Genomic DNA, 15,913 nt, shown 5'->3' with positions numbered 1-15,913 from the left:
CAGCTTACAGACGGACGCTGATTCCATAACCAGACCGTTGTTGACGACTGCACCCGTGAATGCCTGCCGGTAATGGCCGCTGACACTCGCTCTCGGCGAGTGGGCGCGAGGGCGGCAGACCAAGGACAGTCAGCGAAAATGGCACCGAAATACAGCCATGCCATTCTGACATCGGCGGATCGGAGTGGTGTCTCCTGGCATCACATCGCGCCCGACGCAAAGCCCTCGCAAAACCTTTGATCGAGACCTGTTCTCCTCACTGCGGCACGCCCAGGTCGGACGCGGACGCTGGCCCGCCTGACTAGGGACTCCAGCAGCCAGAGCGAACTGAAGATTGGACCCTGCGCGCAGGGATTCGCATCGCATGGGCGCCTAGTACCCGGAATCAGAGCGGAGTGATACGGCGGCCTTTGAAACGGCGCTGACGGACCTTTTTCTTGGTCCAGACGAAGGGCTCGGCTCTGTCGTTGTATGCGTTGACGTAGGCATCGATGTGATCCTGCAGCTGCTTGAGGCTTGTGAAGGAGGTGCCGCTGAGCGACTGCCCCTGCAAGATCGAAAACCACACCTCGACCTGATTGAGCCAGGACGCACTTGTCGGCGTGAAATTGCACGTTGGGGTGGGCCTTGAGCCAATGCTCGTTCTTCTTGTGTTGAGGTTGTCGAGGATGACGTGAAGCTTCCGGTTCGGAAAAGCCGCGGTGATGCTTTTCATGAAATCAAGAAACTCGACGCGGCGACGCCGTTTAGAGTGCGTTGCGATGATCTTTCCGGTGGCGACTTCGAGCGCTGCAAACAGCGTTGTCGTGCCATGCCGCTTTTAATCGTGGCTCTGGCCGGTCAAGGCGCGGCCATTGGGCAACTTCAGATAACCCTGCGCTCGCTCCAGAGCCTGGATCGAGGGCTTCTCGTCCACGCACAGCACAATGGCCTTCGCGGGTGGGGCGACATAGAGGCCGACGACATCCGCGGCTTTGGCCGTAAAGTTCGGGTCGTTGCTCTTACACCAGGACTTGCGAGCCGCGAGGTCAATCTTGTGGTTGCGCAGGAACCGCCAGACATATTGGACGTCAACATCGCCCAGCGCCCCGGCCAGCAGGGGCCCGGTCCAGCGTGCGAACCCTTTCGGCGGCAGCTTGTCCAGCAGCTTCAGAATCCGCTTGTCAGTGGCCTTCGTATAAATCGGCTGCTTGCCCGGGCGCGCCTTGTCTTGCAGCCCGTCAAGGCCTTGGTCGGCATAGCGATGCCGCCAAGGCTGACAATCCGCGGCTGGACCCCAAGGCGATCGACCGGGTGCTGCGCCCATCCGCCGCCAACAGAACTATCCGCGCCCGCTTCAAATCGTGCTGCAACGTCATCGGTGAGCGACAGCTCGCCTCAAGCACCTTGCGATCTTTCCTCGAAAGGTGGACTTCTCTTGCTTCGGGTATCATCCATATCTTGAATCACGACTCACGATCCAAGAAAAGTGGGCACTAGTGCGCAAAGAACGAGCCGCCTTTTACTTATATCAAACACCGCGGCATCGCTGGCCAACGACGCGTCGTTAAGCCGAGCAGCGATGCACGGTTTGTTGTTTGCAAAGAGCCACTGGCTGTATCTGCGAAGAGGACGAACATAATCCACCCTAGCGGTGATCTCCTTGTACTCTGCCCCAACAAGCGCGTCTTGAAGTGTAGAAATCATCTGTGCGTCTTCGGAATATAAAGGCGGAGCATTGCGTTTTCTCGCTCCATCGCGGAGATGTTCAAGTGCCGCGCCGATACTTCTATGACCACCGGCGTCCTTGAAGCGCTTGATCTCTTCATTCAGCGCTTCTTCCATATTCCATGTCTCGTCGTGAATCCGCGCCGCAATGCCCGGCTGGTTGTTTGTACGAAGGTAGTGGCTGAAATCCGCGAGAAGAGTGGCACAGGTGCTGGCGGTACCTAAAGTTCCGGCCGTCACTGCTTGTTGTTTGTACTCTTTGTTGAGACTCGCGTCCTCTGGATAGGGAGTCAGGTCAGGGCGGCCAGCGATCGGCGCGATACCTCTTGTCGACTGAGAGGTCCGCAGATGAGCTAAATGCCCAACGGACGTTCGTCGTTCCACCTTTTGCTATGAACTCATCGACGTCTTCATCCATTGAATCGCTATGAAGCCGATCAGCAATGCTGGGCTTTCTGTTTGCAAAGAGCCAGCGGGCGAAGCTGCGCAGATGACCGACGTTGCTCGTGGCGGTGCTCTCGGCGGCTCCTCCTTCGATGAGCGCCTGCTTAAGCCGGGGAATAAGGAGTGCATCTTCGGCATAAAGGGGCTTCTCGCTGCGACCTACCAATACCCCAATTGGCTGGCTCTTCTGCTGCGCTGAGTTGCCCGGCATCGCATCATCCTCTCCGGTTAATTCCAGAGGTGATGCCGGGAGGGGTTCGTTCATGATCACCTGAAACCGATGCTGATCTTCCACAGGCAGGACCTCTGGCCAGTCATGCGAAGCGCTATGCCGTACGGCGCGATCCAAGACACGGCTCGGCTCCATGAGTGCCGAAGCGTTCGGCATTGTTCCTTCACCGTCCGGAGCCGGCAGATATGGGTGCGCGCTCGCCCGCATGACGGACCGCGCCTCAGATTGCCATGCATCCGCTTGGGCACGGACCTGCATGAGCACGGAAGTGGATGGGCGAGCGACGTCGCTCAGCTGCCTCTGAAAGGCCGGCGCCACTGCCGACGAGCCGGCCGCAGAGGCATCTTGCGCGTCCCCACAGTCCGTTTCTTGGCGCACCCGATTCTGCACTCACTTCAATGAAAGGCCAGGAACGCTAATCGTATACGCCTGGACCAGAGCCGACACATCGCTAGCATTTGAGGGCTTAGCTGAAAGTGCATTCCTGACATCTAACCCAGGAATAAGCCGTGGTTACGGTCCACCTGCCGCATCAATTGGCCGAGAATGGGGCGCTACGATCTTTCTCATTACGGTCCACTTCTGCCGCCTGCCTAAACTCTTAATGTCCGGCCTCAATTGAGCCGATACAGTGGCCAAGAAGTTCCCAAAGAGCTTGCGTGTTTGGTGGCGATGCGGCGGAAGTCCTTGAGCCCACAGAAGCTGCGCTCGAACACATTTCGAACGTTTCTAAGCAGGTTTGTCGAAGCGATGAGATTACGGCCTTGGCGCGCAACGACGAGCTCAGCACGAAAGTGGTCTCGCCTTTGCCAGCGATGAGCGCGCGCATAGGCAAGCGTCCGAGATCCTCATGTATTCGCGCGCGTTTTTTATCCTAGTCGCCTCTTTCTCTCGGATCTTCTGGTGAAAAGCAGAAAAGACGTCTCAATGGGGTAGGTACACTTCCTCGTTCAAGCGACTCTGCCTTCCCCAGAATTGATAGCGCGACAAGCCTGGTGTTTGCTGTAGATTCTGTCATCCGGAACGACGAATGGTTCGCGAAATGAAACATCGCATTTGGTTGCCGCGATCTGCAACGACCATGCGAGATGGCTGAAATCGCGGCGGTCCTCTAGACGTGATACGGATCTGCGAATCCTGAAGCGCAATCCAAGGACGGAGCTGCAGATGCCAAGTTCGGCAGATAATCCTGATACTCCACCAACACCCCCATATTCCACGTACCCGTGCCTCGATGAACCCGTGCTAGTCGTGCCTAGCACCGATGAAGTTTGGCTGACAATCCCGACCGCTGGGAGATTTTGCGCTTCGCCGCATTACGGCGGCAAACGTTCAGGGTGGTAGTCGTCCGCGCCTCATGGGTGCAAGAAAACGTCGCATATATGAAACGAAACAGGCCAAAAGCGTCGTGCTGCTCCAGTCTAACTGACAATTCAAAGGTAGGCGGGCAAGCCTTTCCAGCTGTCTCTCGCAGCCTAAAACGGCGATGCTCTCTCGCCAACACAACACGCTTTGACTGGTCAGCTCACGCTATGCAACGAGCAGAATTATCCCCAGGTTCTACAAACTCATGGTCTATGGTTATGACACTTGTCGAATATCCTTCTGGAAACTCCACCGAACCGATCGTCCTTGTTGGCAAGAATCGTTTTGGAAACTGGGTCGTCCGTGAACAGAACGGCAATTTCGGTGGCTTGTTCGCGAGCCGTGCGCAAGCGCTCAAATATGCACTTTGCGAGAATGGCCTACATCCAGAAGCTATATTCGAGGTATCTCGCGAGATCGAACTTATTATTCTCCACGGCCCGCCCGAGGAGCATGGTTGAATAGATCAGCCCTATTGAGTAAGGTACTTGGCTTTGCTGCAGGCCACGACAGCAGACCGCCAGATCGCATCCCCTTTAAGAATGCATAAAGGCTGGCCTTGGCCATCACAAGGAGCGAAACATGACGGCGATCTTGCGCCTAGAGGACGAGAATAAGTCAGATTTTGGTCGGCGCGTAGGTCCGCCCATGTATATGGCCTGAACGGACTGCTGAACAGCGTTCTTTAAGGTGCAAGGCTGCGACCTATCGCTCCTTAGGCCAAGCTGTGGCTCCGATTGCCGAGCTCACTCAAGGCACGACGGCAACACTCGTGTAGCCAACAAAGTCGAAAAGGTTGCGCGCACGCAGGTGTGATGCTTACTCGGGCCACGAAACTACCAAGCGCACTGTGACAGGGGTCCTGCCGGTCGCTCAACTCGTGCAAGGGAGCAGCGGCGTGTGGACGAGCGATTACCACCCGACTATCCCAGCTGATTATCGCCGGCCCTCACCAACCGGGATCGTCGAGGACGGTAGACTATAGGCGAAAGATCCTCTTAAAGGCTTAAACCAAAATGCGCTGCCGACATAGCCCATTCATCTGCCTACCCTCATTGCGCCCCGCATGTCTTGACGGCTCTCGAGAAAGCCTGCGAACACATCGACGATGAACTCCGCGTCGGCGCGCGTCATAGGTGATGAAATCGATGCAGCAGCACCATAAGGGAGGATGATGCCGTTCTCCGCAAAGAAGCGTGTTAACTCCTTCATTAGAGTTTCTCCGGCGGGCGTGGGACAGATCTCGCGATATTCACTCGGAGCTTCTGCCCCCGGATGAATGCGGAAGAGTGAGGCGGCTCCAGTGACACAGAGCGGCGCGCCCAGTTTCGAGATTGCCCGACCGATTCCTGTTCGCACGATGTCCCCGAGGATCTCCAGATGAGCAAAAGACCCATGGTCCAGATGATGCATTGCGGCTAGCCCCGCTGTCATGGATAGTGGATTGGCAGAAAACGTACCTCCTTGCGGAAGCAGTGGTCGACCCGATGTGCATCGAATACCTTCATCACGTCCTCGCGACCGCCGATTGCTCCAATCGGCAGACCTCCGCCGATGATCTTGCCCATCGCGATGATGTCTGGGACAAGGCCGTAACGTGCGGAAGCCCCCCTGAAAGCTCTGCCTAAGATTGAGGACCTCATCAGCAATCACAAGAATCCCGTTTTTGCGGGCCGATTCCTGCACAGCAGCTACGAATTCGGGCTTTGGCGCAATGAACCCCGCGCGGCTCGGCATCGGATCCAGAATGACGGCGGCAAGCTCAGACGCATTCGACTATATCAATCGATGTGCGCCTTCAACATCGTTGAAGCGGAGAACAATCAGCTCATCGAGAACACTTGCAGGCATCCCGCGATAGAAGGGCGTCGAGTTTGGCTGGATGACGTCACCCCAGTTCTCCGGTGTCGCCGCTTGACTGACTTCGACCCAGTCATAGGCACCATGATATGCACCCTCGATCTTGGCAATCTTCGAACGTCCGGTGAAGGCCCGCGCAGCTTTGACCGCAAATAGTACGGCGTCAGTCCCGGTATTCACGAAGCGAACGCGGTCAACCCTCGGAATGCGTTCACAGAGTAGTTCTGCGAGTTCGATCTCGATCTCCGTCGGATTTGCGAAGCAGCTGCCGCGCTGAATTTGATTCACTAGCGCTTCCACCACGGGGGCGAAGGCATGTCCATGGATCAACGTCGTGAAGTTGCAATTGAGGTCCGAAACCGGCGGCCATCGACATCGAACACATAGCTGCCCAAGCCAACGCTCGATATAAAGCGGAGTTGGATCTCGCTCAATCGTAACTCGCGAGGTGCCGTCGGGGAACACTCTTTGTCCCCGGGAAAAGCTTTCGTCGGACCGCCTCCCAGCGCGCGAAAATCAAACCGCCGTATTGGACTCTGCTTTCTTGTGGTTCACGACATCCTCATAGTCTTCTTGAAGTTGTGCTGAGTAGGCAGTCACCAGTCATAGCGATGCCACAACGCCTGAGCCCTGACGTTCGGCTTCGGGCGAAGGGGACTATCGACCAATTTGCGCATCACGCGATCAAAACGTCAATCAAACTGGATTAGCCCCTCATGCCAAACTGCCGCAGAGAGTTTCCTCTACTCTCGATATTGGTTCGGTACTGCTTTTGTCCGCGGGTCCACAGTAACGAACTTGCTTGCGTGCGCCTGGCGCATGCGCAGCAGAGAACGCTTGGGGACGCAGATCTCATCAATTAACGCCCCGCATGTTGCGGCCTCTGCTGGATACCCTCAGATTAGCTGCATCACAGCAGGTGGCGAGTTGCTAGCTGACCGTACGCATCAATAGGACATCGCGACACTACCTACTCTGGTGAGATCGCCAGCAACACCTTCAAGAGGCCCCAATTTCCGAACGGGGCCCGGAGAGAACGATCTGAGGCCGGCAGACTGGGGCATTTTCGCGAGGGTTCCAGCACCGGCTCCCCCTGAGGAGGGGGAAGAACACTGACGGCCTCGAATTCCCGACGCCCAGAAGGCATTCATTCTCAAGCAGAGCCGTGACTGGTCGCCGCAGCCAAGATCTGCCGCAAGGCCGGCATTAGTCGGGCTGACTACTTTAATTGGAAGAAGAAGCACGACAGGCTGCTACCAACCGAGATGCGGCTGCTGCTCGAGGACGACAACGTCAAGCTGGCGAAGCTGGTGGCAACTCTGTCGCTCAACGAGGGATGCCGCAGGATGCGATCCGCAAATAGCATGACGCCCGGCCACAAGCGCAAGCTGGTCGTCGAAGCAGCAACGAGTGGCAGGTCTCGATCCGCCACACCCGCGCGGCACTCACGTTTGACGGATCAACCTACCGTTACAAACCCCGTCGCGCCGGCCACGCTGCCCTCGAACATCAGTTCAAGGAGATCCGTCATGCCCGCGCTGGCTACGGCTATCCGCGCGTCTGCGTTCTGCCCGCCGGGCCGGACGCCGCCATCCATCGGGAGTTGGGCCCGCAATTGCGCGACAAAATAAAGGGCCGGGTCAAGGCCGCACTGCGCGAGGTGGTGCGGAATTCGCAAAGAATGACGGTACGTCTCAAGGTCCAATGATTCTGACGCTTGACGAATATCGTCCTAGCATTCGACCGGACCGACGGTCTTCTTGGCAACGGATTTGGAAACTGGCCGTCCCGCCAGCACGATGGAACATTTTTTGTCTCGTTCGCGAGCCGAAGCATACGTTCAACTACGCACTCTACGAAAATGGCCAATCCAGAGGCTATCGGAGACATCTCGCGAGATCACTGATATCCTAAACGCCTTGCGAGATCGCCTCGCCACTAACTCTAGTCAGTGCAAAGGGGGGCTCCAATGTCGCCGCGCTTGCGTTCCCAGCCGAGTATGCGCTGATCGTGTAGTCGCGCGGCAGGCCGTCAGCGCCACGAGCGAGCAATTCTTGCGACGTTTGGGCGCTGTGCAGGTGTTCCGGCGCCTCCATCGCGCAGATCCCGGGATAGAGTGGAGCTCGTCTTCCGGACAATACTATCTGCTTTGGCAGTTGATCCAGCAGCATCCGCATGTCACGAATTACCTGAGAACGTCAGCCTTCAGCCTGATGACAAGGAGCTACGGGTGTTCGCGATGCATCATAAGCACTATCAGCCCTCGCTAGCTCCCCTGATCGAGCGCCCTCCTTCGCTCGCCTGTTTGCTCGAACGACCCTGATCTTGTCTCGATCAGGGTAGGCGCACGACGGCCTCTCCTCGCTCAGGCAGGCCTAAGCTTCGAACGTTATGACGTCCGTCCGTGGAACCTCCTCCGGCAAACGCAATAGCTAGAGACAACATGATCCTAGAAGCGCAACTCAATTTTTGAGGCGATAAGTATGATTGCACGATCCCATGGAAGCAGATTGCCGGCTGCAATCGCATCTCGGCTTGGCCTACCGCTGATCGTTGCGCCCATGTTCTCTGTCTCTGGGGTAGAACTTGTGACTACTGTCTGCCGGTCGGGAGCGATTGGCGCATTTCCGACCATCAATGCGCGATCGGTCGAGGAGCTCGATCATTGGCTAACCTTCATTGAGCATGATCTCGCGAAGGGGAACCGAGTGACCGCGCCGCACTGCCCAAACCTTCTCATGCGTCAGGCGCGGATGAAAGATGACCTCGCCTGTCTCATACGCCACAAGGTGGAAATTGTGATAACCAGCATGGGATCGCCGACTGCTGCGATCGGACCGCTGCACGAAATTGGCTGCCTTGTATTCACCGACGTCGCATCGCTGCACCACGCGGAAAACGCCGTGAAAGCCGGTGCGGATGGCTTGATCCTGCTTACCGCGGGAGCTGGTGGCCATACTGGCTGGGCTAACCCATTTGCTTTCGTTCGGGCAGTTCGCGCCATGTTCGATGGTCCAATCGTACTCGCCGGCGGCATCACTGACGGCGTTTCCCTCGCTGCTGCACGTTTGCTCGGGTGTGATCTCGCCTACATGGGAACCAGCTTCATTGCGACACTTGAGAGCATGGCGAGCAGTGCCTATCGACGCATGCTGATAGATAGCACGCTTGACGACGTAATGCTGACCAGGGCTTTCACGGGGCTTCAAGTCAACATGCTAAGGCCATCAATCGTCGCGTCCGGCCTTGATCCGTCGACCCTCGACGAAACCGTGTCCGAAGCACAAGCCAAAGAAAGATTTGGTGGCAATTCTGGCGAAGGACCGCGGCGGTGGATCGATATCTTGAGTGCTGGTCACGCCGTTTCAGGCGTGCTCTCGATTATGGGTGCCGCCGACCTGGTGCAGCAGGTCGCCGCGCAATATAGGGCGACCTTGGCGAGCTCCGTCTGATACCGGTCAAGACCTTTGAGTGCATGAATCTGCTCTTTGGAGTCCATTGAAGCATCAACCGCAAAACACGGGTCCGTCGTAACTGGCGCATGGACTCGATGCTAAGCGCGCCGAAACGCCAGGCGAGCATTCGTCTCGTTCCGCACGAGCATCGCCTTAGGTGTCGATGACCCCTCGTTCCGCCGGAAGTGCGCGAAGCGATAACACAGGGAGAAAGGAGCTGATCATCGGCACCATCGCAGCACACTGGTCGGCCGCTTTAGTCGGCACGAAGTTCTTCGTCTTCAGCTCCTTCGTAACTGATAGATTCAACATGGGCCGCAATCGTCTTGCCTCTCGAGATACATGGCGATCATTACGACATTCGCACGCTGATCATGGGTGATCCACATTATGGTCGTCACGCCAGAGCGGCGCGATGGTGCCATTCGATCTCTAACTGCATGTGCTCGCGGAGCTTTCTTGTTGAGGTGCCCAGCTATCTATCGCCCATCGGAGAGATGGGTTGACAGGGCCTCGAGGGCCTTGGCCTTGAAGCCGCGGAGCTACATTTGAGTCAATGTTAGTGGAGCGCTCTGGAAACTAAATGCTCCTGAACGGTGCTCTGGGACGAAAGCGACTAGTGCAGAGCCGGTCACAGAATATGTGGCCTTCTCAACTACAAGGCTGGAGCTGGCCGAAATAGGTTCTCGGGCGTTGAACGGGGCCTGATGCGAATGGATCGAAACCAACTGGATGCAGAAGCCTTTTGACGAACAGTCGAGTGCCTTTCTGATTGCTAAGCCCTTCGCTTGCGGCATTCAACACTGTCACTTCACGGGTCATTAATGTCATTCAATGTTTGGTCATGTACACGCTCGACCATCGAGAGCACGAGGATCACAAGACTAGTTCGCGCAACAATATTGGTTGAAGGTTAAGTTGCAGGTTTAGGGCGAGGCCAAAGAGTAGAGGGCACGCCGCATCAAATTGCGGCAAATCGGGCCCGAGCGTGCATGGCGTTCACCAAGGGCGGCCGCGCCGCAGTTAGGTGGTTAAGGATGGATGGTTAGTCGAGTTGGCGATCTCGTGAATGTCATGTCGCGACTGCAGCCACGGAAATGACGCCGGCTTTCTGCGTCTCTCAAACCGTGAAGTCTATAGCGCGCGCCTTTTCCTTCGGCCAAGCAACTGACACACCTCTTGGTCCTGCGAAGCGGTTCGATGGCACCCATCTTACTAAAGAGGAGAGATAGGATGATCGGGACTTCCCCCCTTTTTCATGGCATCATCTCGGGTGAGAGACGGCGCAGTCATTCCGATGTCGCGGATCGCGCGATGCGGATCGCGGGAGGGCTTGCTCGGCTCGGCATTCGCGAAGGCGATAGCGTGTGCATTCTGATGCGGAATGAGATCGCATTTGTGGAGGTCACGCATGGAGTTATGCAGCTCGGAGCTTATGCTGTACCGGTTAACTGGCATTTCAAGCGTCAAGAGATAGAGTACATTGTGGCCGACTCCGGCGCGCAGGTGCTGATAGGCCATGCAGACCTTTTGCATCAACTGGAACGTGACGCCTCAAACAAGTTGGTTCTGAGTATAGCGACGCCGCCGGAATTGATAGCTGCTTACAATATCCATCCCGCGCTTCTCGCGATGCCGCGGTTCGCACGCGATTTCGAAAGGTGGATTGCGGATCAGCCGTCGTGCGCGGCTTTGCCTGCAGCCCAGCCGACGACAATGATCTATACGTCGGGCACCACGGGGCATCCCAAAGGGGTACGTCGCGTCCCACCAACCGGCGAGCAGGCCGCGGGATTGGAGGATATACGCGCGATCCTTTATGGGCCGGGCGCTCGCGCGCTCGTCCCAGGACCGCTTTACCACTCCGCACCGAACTTCTTTGGAATCTGGTTCAGCCGCCGGGGCGGCGCGCTGGTGCTGATGCCTCGTTTCGAACCTGAGGAGTTGTTACGCCTGATAGAAGCAGAGAAGATTGACACTATTCTCATGGTGCCAACCATGTTTGTACGCCTTATGCAGCTGCCTGAAAGTATACGAATGAAATATGACCTTTCGTCGCTGCGCCACGTCGTCCATGGGGCGGCGCCCTGCCCGTCGGAGGTGAAGCGTGGGATGATTGAATGGTGGGGGCCCATCATACATGAGTTCTACGGCTCGACAGAAGCAGGGGCTGTGACGTTTGCGACCTCGCTGGATTGGCTGCAAAAGCCTGGAACGGTCGGCACGCCTTTGCGCCATGTCGAGCTGCGCGTAGTCGGTGTGCACGGACAAGTACTGCCAGCTGGGGAGGTTGGAGAGATTTATTCCCGCAACACGTCTTTCCCGCGATTCACATATCACAACAGACCCGAGAAGCCGGTCGAGATGGATCAGGAAGGCTTTATCGCCTCCGGCGATCTCGGCTTTGTCGACGCGCATGGCTATCTGTTCCTATGTGACCGGCTGCACAATGTAGTGATTTCCGGTGGGGTCAACATTTACCCCGCCGAGATCGAAGCAGCTCTACACATGGTGCAGGGCGTGCATGACTGCGCAGTGTTTGGCATTCCCGATGCGGAATTTGGCGAGGCACTCATGGCAGTGGTCGAACCGCAACCCGGGACTATGCTTAATGTCCTGGACATACGCGAGAAGCTGAAGACGGTCTTGGCCGACTACAAGGTTCCCAGGGAGATCGAGATCCGGACCGGCCTGCCGCGCGAAGACTCAGGCAAGATCTTCAAGAGGCAGCTGCGGGATCCTTATTGGGAGCAGTCAGGAAGAAGAATTTGAGGGATAGAAAAGCGGCGGCAAAAGTCAGCCTTGCAAGAACCGATGTTGTGTAAAAGAAGGGACTTGATCTGACAGTGGGTGCTTTGTCGCGGCAGGTGTCCGACAAAGATTTCATGTCCGACCTCACGCAGCCGGCAACAATTTCGCTCTCGACAGAGCACTTGCGTCAAGCAAGGTTTGCATTCGGCGTCTTGCCGTAGCACCAGCGCCCCTGATGCGGGCGTAACTCATTATAGGCGGTGATCCACTCATCGAGATCGCTCTGCAACGCAGTAATGCTCGGATAGATCTTCTTGCGGAACGCGACGCGATAGAACTCCTCGAGCACGGTGCGGTGGAAGCGCTCGACAATGCCGTTGGTCTGTGGGCTTTTCGTCTTGGTGCGGGTGTGATCGATGTCCTCGACGGCGAGGTAGAGCTCGTATTCGTGATGCTCCGGATTGCCGCAATACTCGGTGCCGCGGTCGGTCAGGATCCGGTTCAGCGCGATGCCCCGCGCATCGAAGAACGGTACCACGCGGTCATTCAACAGCTCGGCCGCCGTGATCGGCGTCTTGCGATCATACAGCTTGGCGAACGCCACCTTGCTGTAGGTGTCAATGAAGGTCTGCTGATAGATCCGCCCGACCCCCTTCATGTTGCCGACATAGAAGGTGTCCTGCGCACCACAATAGCCGGGGCACTCGCACTCTCGAACTCGCCGTGCGCCTCCTTCTCGGACTTGGCCTTTTCCAACGCAACGAGCTGGGCCTCGGTCAGCACCAGGCCGTCCTGGGCCATCCTGGCCTCCAGCGCCGTCAGCCGCTTCTTGACGTTGGCGAGGTCGTGACGCAGCCACACCGCCCGCACGCCGAACGGGGAGATCGACAGGCCGCGGCTCCTGAGCTCATTGCTGACCCGCACCTGGCCCCAGGCCGGCTGGTCGATCGCCAGCTCAACGACGGCCACCTCGACCTGCGGCGCGACACGGTTCTTCAGGATCGGTTTCTTGCGGCTGATCTCAATCAGCGCCAGCTCGCCGCCCTTGTCGTAAAGTTCCTTGAACCGGTAGAAGCTGTCGCGGCTATAGCCCATCATCCGGCAAGCTTGGCTGACGTTGCCAAGCTGCTTGGCCAATTCCAGCATTCCGACTTTCGCGCGAATGACCTTCTGTTCCTGGGTCATGGGAACGTCTCCTGTGAGACGCTGCGGGCTGCGCGGGAGCGCCCTTTGGGTGAGCGCTCCTGCTCGCCCGCAGCTCGATTCCCTGCCAGTTCAAACCTCGCCGTCAGATTAAGTCGAAACTTCTACAGATGTTGCGCCCGCATGGGGTCTTTCGGCCAGCTACGATGCTCTACGCGGAGCGTTCGGATCGCGGCAAGTTCATCTCCTACGGCCCTTGTCAACCGTTCCGAAAACCATCTTTCGGAGTCCCCCTTTTGGGGACAAGGACATTTTGATGACGACCCGCTGGGTGAAGACGCCGAGTGTTCTCGTTGGCCGGTTAGCCTCTATGCGGGGATTGCTTTGGGGCGTCTGTGGCCAAGTCCGCAACTGAGTGGGCGCGCCGAAGAACGACAGACGCTGAACCGCCAACCGGTCGCGGCTCAGCAGGTCAATTATGCTCGACTGGCTCGCGAAGCTGCCCCGCGGCCATGACCAAGCCAAGCCATCAACTACTCCTTAAGGGTTTGGCGAGCTTCACGATGTTCCTCAAAGACCGACGAGTTTGCCTCTCGCGCATCCGACACGTGACCCTGACAGAGTTAACGTCAAATCCTCGGGTCCCTTCTCAACTGCACCAGGCGGTCGCCGGCGGAGGTATATGTTAACAGCGGTATCGTCCCCGTTGCGCGTGTAGCCGGCAGCGGGCAGCAAGTTCACCAGTAGGAACCGGGCAGATCAGCTGCCAATGCATCTTCGCTCGGGTCCGCGCGATCCGGCTCAGGCGGATCACCGGTGACTTTCATCGCGTTGTCTTCCTTACGTGCTTGAGACTAGCTAAAGCCCTGCATGCCATGCTCGTCGTAGACCTCGAGCCGCGGCGCCGGGCAAGCCGCCGAGCGCAGCACGCGCATCTCAGGCAACCGCGTCACCCTAGCTTTAAATGAAGATCGGATGCGATCCATCGAGATCCTTCCCTGACAGAGATCTTGCTCAATTGGGCTCGCCATCACCATTGCTTAGGTCGAATGCTTCTGCCTTACGCGCAGTTCAATCAACGCAGGAGTGGCGGAGGGGCTCCGGCGCCTAGTGCGCTATGGTCAAGCGGCGAAGAAACACCCCGGCGGCGACAGGCAGCCTCGATCGTATTTCTGAGCAGGCACGCAATGGTCATCGGGCCCACACCGCCCGGGACGGGTGTCAGTGCGCCGGCAACAGTGCGCGCGCCCTCGAAATCCACATCGCCAACCAATTGCTCATTGCCATCGCCTCCTATGCGATTGATGCCAACGTCGATAACGATTGCACCAGGCTTGATCCAATCGCCACGAACGAATCTCGCCCGTCCGGCCGCCACAACCAGGATGTCTGCGCCACGACAGACCGATGGCAGATCCTCGGTCTTGGAGTGGGCTATAGTAACCGTGCAGTTTTCTCGTAACAGGAGTTGTGCCAGCGGCTTTCCGACTATGTTTGAACGGCCAACGATGACCGCAGAAAGTCCTGTAAGATCCTTACGGACGCTCTTGATCAAGAGCATACAGCCGAGTGGCGTGCAGGGGATCAAAGCGGAGGCGCTGAGCGACAGGTTGCCCACATTAGTGGGATGAAAACCGTCAACGTCCTTCGCTGGATCAATGGCGGCAGTCACCTTCTGGGCGTCAATGTGAGAGGGTAGCGGCAGTTGAACGAGAATGCCGTCAACGTCTTCGTCGCCGTTCAGGCGTGTGATCAGCGCCAGAATATCACTTTCGCTGGTTGAGGCGGGTAATCTGTGATGAAACGAGCGCAATTCCGCTTCGACCGATTTTCGCACCTTGTTGCGAACGTAAACCGAACTCGCGGGATCATCGCCCACAAGCACGACCGCAAGGCCAGGCGTCACCCCACGCTCCACGAGATCTAGAACGGCACCACGCAACACGGCGTGAAGCTGCCTGGCCGCGGCAGTACCGTCGATCACCACTGCGCTCATTTCGTGTTTAACCGCATCAAAATGCTCATCCAAATACCACTGTGCGATCGCCGTTCAACAAGACCCGGTTCTCCGCGTGGAACTTTACGGCTCGCGTCAATACCGCGGCCTCGACGTCACGTCCGACTGCCGAGAGTTGCTCCGGCGTGAGGGAGTGATCAACGCGCAGGACGTCTTGCTCGATGATAGGCCCCTCATCCAGGTCCGCCGTGACGTAGTGCGCCGTCGCACCGATCAACTTCACGCCTCTTGCCTGGGCCTGATGATACGGCCGCGCTCCCTTGAAACTCGGCAGGAACGAATGATGGATATTGATGACCCGCCCAGACATCTTCTGGCAGACCCCATCCGACAAGACCTGCATGTATCGAGCCAAAACGATCAAGTCGATGCGTTCCCGCTCGACCAGATCCATCAGTTTTGCCTCTTGCGCCAGCTTTGTATCGGCGGTGATCGGCAGGTGATGGAAAGGAATGTCGTAGGACGCAGCAAGGCGGAAAAAATCCTTATGGTTCGAAACGATCAACGGAATCTCGACATCGAGCATTCGGGTGGAATACTTAAACAGAAGATCGTTCAAGCAGTGCCCCGCCCGCGAGACCATAATCATGAGCGTGGCTTCAACCCGAAATCATGCAATTGCCACGTCATGTCAAACAACTTTCCGACCTCGGCAAACTCCGACTGTAAGCGTGAGGTTCCGGTCTCAGCGAGCGCGTCGAAAGAGATGCGCATGAAAAGTTTGCCGACGCTGCGATCGGAGAACTGAGCGCTGTCTCTGATGTTGCATCCATGGGTCGCGAGGAAACCGGAGACGGCGTGGACAATGCCGGTCCGGTCCGGGCAGGAAAATGTCAGGACGAAATCGGGACGATCTGCTCGTTCTTTTGACGAGAGGAAGACAGACGAACTCCCTGCATCGGGGATTTTGATGGGTGCCGTGTTGATTTCAGACATGAC

The 15,913-nt window shown here is 57.3% G+C and carries 9 protein-coding genes and 3 pseudogenes; 3 read left to right on the top strand and 9 right to left on the bottom strand.

Annotation, left to right across the window (positions count from 1 at the left end; all coding sequences use genetic code 11):
* Positions 1-385 precede the first annotated feature (385 nt).
* From AC5V87_RS08405 to AC5V87_RS08390, 4 genes are all read right to left on the bottom strand, one after another.
* Positions 386-763 (bottom strand): transposase, encoded by a 378-nt coding sequence (locus AC5V87_RS08405; protein WP_495371859.1) that lies wholly within the window; start codon positions 761-763, stop codon positions 386-388.
* Between the two features lie 57 nt (positions 764-820).
* On the bottom strand, positions 821-1,306 hold the full coding sequence (locus AC5V87_RS08400) for a helix-turn-helix domain-containing protein (RefSeq protein ID WP_495370608.1): 486 nt from the start codon (positions 1,304-1,306) through the stop codon (positions 821-823).
* Between the two features lie 146 nt (positions 1,307-1,452).
* On the bottom strand, positions 1,453-1,824 hold the full coding sequence (locus tag AC5V87_RS08395; RefSeq protein ID WP_495370607.1) for a hypothetical protein: 372 nt from the start codon (positions 1,822-1,824) through the stop codon (positions 1,453-1,455).
* A 178-nt stretch (positions 1,825-2,002) separates the two neighbouring features.
* The gene (locus AC5V87_RS08390; RefSeq protein ID WP_495370606.1) at positions 2,003-2,416 is read right to left on the bottom strand and encodes a hypothetical protein; all 414 of its coding nucleotides are present in this window, start codon (positions 2,414-2,416) and stop codon (positions 2,003-2,005) included.
* Between the two features lie 1,550 nt (positions 2,417-3,966).
* On the opposite strand from AC5V87_RS08390, the gene AC5V87_RS08385 reads away from it, so the two are divergent.
* The gene (locus AC5V87_RS08385) at positions 3,967-4,209 is read left to right on the top strand and encodes a hypothetical protein (RefSeq protein WP_495370605.1); all 243 of its coding nucleotides are present in this window, start codon (positions 3,967-3,969) and stop codon (positions 4,207-4,209) included.
* Between the two features lie 577 nt (positions 4,210-4,786).
* On the opposite strand, the pseudogene AC5V87_RS08380 reads toward AC5V87_RS08385, so the two are convergent.
* Positions 4,787-6,073: pseudogene (locus AC5V87_RS08380) on the bottom strand (aspartate aminotransferase family protein).
* Between the two features lie 994 nt (positions 6,074-7,067).
* Positions 7,068-7,313 carry a hypothetical protein gene (locus tag AC5V87_RS08375; RefSeq protein WP_495370604.1) on the bottom strand — a complete coding sequence of 82 codons (246 nt, stop codon included), beginning with the start codon at positions 7,311-7,313 and terminating at the stop codon, positions 7,068-7,070.
* A 778-nt stretch (positions 7,314-8,091) separates the two neighbouring features.
* On the opposite strand from AC5V87_RS08375, the gene AC5V87_RS08370 reads away from it, so the two are divergent.
* Both AC5V87_RS08370 and AC5V87_RS08365 read left to right on the top strand, forming a co-directional pair.
* The gene (locus AC5V87_RS08370; protein WP_495370603.1) at positions 8,092-9,060 is read left to right on the top strand and encodes an NAD(P)H-dependent flavin oxidoreductase; all 969 of its coding nucleotides are present in this window, start codon (positions 8,092-8,094) and stop codon (positions 9,058-9,060) included.
* A gap of 1,236 nt (positions 9,061-10,296) precedes the next feature.
* Positions 10,297-11,835 carry an acyl-CoA synthetase gene (locus AC5V87_RS08365; protein WP_495370602.1) on the top strand — a complete coding sequence of 513 codons (1,539 nt, stop codon included), beginning with the start codon at positions 10,297-10,299 and terminating at the stop codon, positions 11,833-11,835.
* A 123-nt stretch (positions 11,836-11,958) separates the two neighbouring features.
* Here AC5V87_RS08365 and AC5V87_RS08360 read toward each other — a convergent pair.
* The 3 genes and pseudogenes from AC5V87_RS08360 to purU all read right to left on the bottom strand — a co-directional run bounded on the left by AC5V87_RS08360 (position 11,959) and on the right by purU (position 15,910).
* Positions 11,959-12,999: pseudogene (locus tag AC5V87_RS08360) on the bottom strand (IS481 family transposase).
* Positions 13,000-14,032: 1,033 nt separating this feature from the next.
* Positions 14,033-14,953, bottom strand: coding sequence for a bifunctional methylenetetrahydrofolate dehydrogenase/methenyltetrahydrofolate cyclohydrolase FolD (folD, locus tag AC5V87_RS08355; RefSeq protein WP_495371858.1), 921 nt, complete (start codon positions 14,951-14,953; stop codon positions 14,033-14,035).
* A gap of 25 nt (positions 14,954-14,978) precedes the next feature.
* Positions 14,979-15,910 (bottom strand): annotated as a pseudogene (gene purU, locus AC5V87_RS08350) (formyltetrahydrofolate deformylase).
* Positions 15,911-15,913: the final 3 nt, after the last annotated feature.

This window comes from Bradyrhizobium sp. SOJA106 (assembly GCF_059448745.1).
Note: the sequence above shows the minus strand (reverse complement) of the source record. Positions and strands in the feature narration are given on the sequence as shown.

Excerpts from the sequence above, each read along its gene's own strand:
- AC5V87_RS08400 (WP_495370608.1), bottom strand. The coding sequence starts at position 1,306 with ATGGGCGCAGCACCCGGTCGATCGCCTTGGGGTCCAGCCGCGGATTGT.
- AC5V87_RS08365 (WP_495370602.1), top strand. The coding sequence starts at position 10,297 with ATGATCGGGACTTCCCCCCTTTTTCATGGCATCATCTCGGGTGAGAGA.
- AC5V87_RS08390 (WP_495370606.1), bottom strand. The coding sequence starts at position 2,416 with ATGAACGAACCCCTCCCGGCATCACCTCTGGAATTAACCGGAGAGGAT.
- AC5V87_RS08385 (WP_495370605.1), top strand. The coding sequence starts at position 3,967 with ATGACACTTGTCGAATATCCTTCTGGAAACTCCACCGAACCGATCGTC.
- AC5V87_RS08370 (WP_495370603.1), top strand. The coding sequence starts at position 8,092 with ATGATTGCACGATCCCATGGAAGCAGATTGCCGGCTGCAATCGCATCT.
- AC5V87_RS08395 (WP_495370607.1), bottom strand. The coding sequence starts at position 1,824 with ATGGAAGAAGCGCTGAATGAAGAGATCAAGCGCTTCAAGGACGCCGGT.
- folD (WP_495371858.1), bottom strand. The coding sequence starts at position 14,953 with ATGAGCGCAGTGGTGATCGACGGTACTGCCGCGGCCAGGCAGCTTCAC.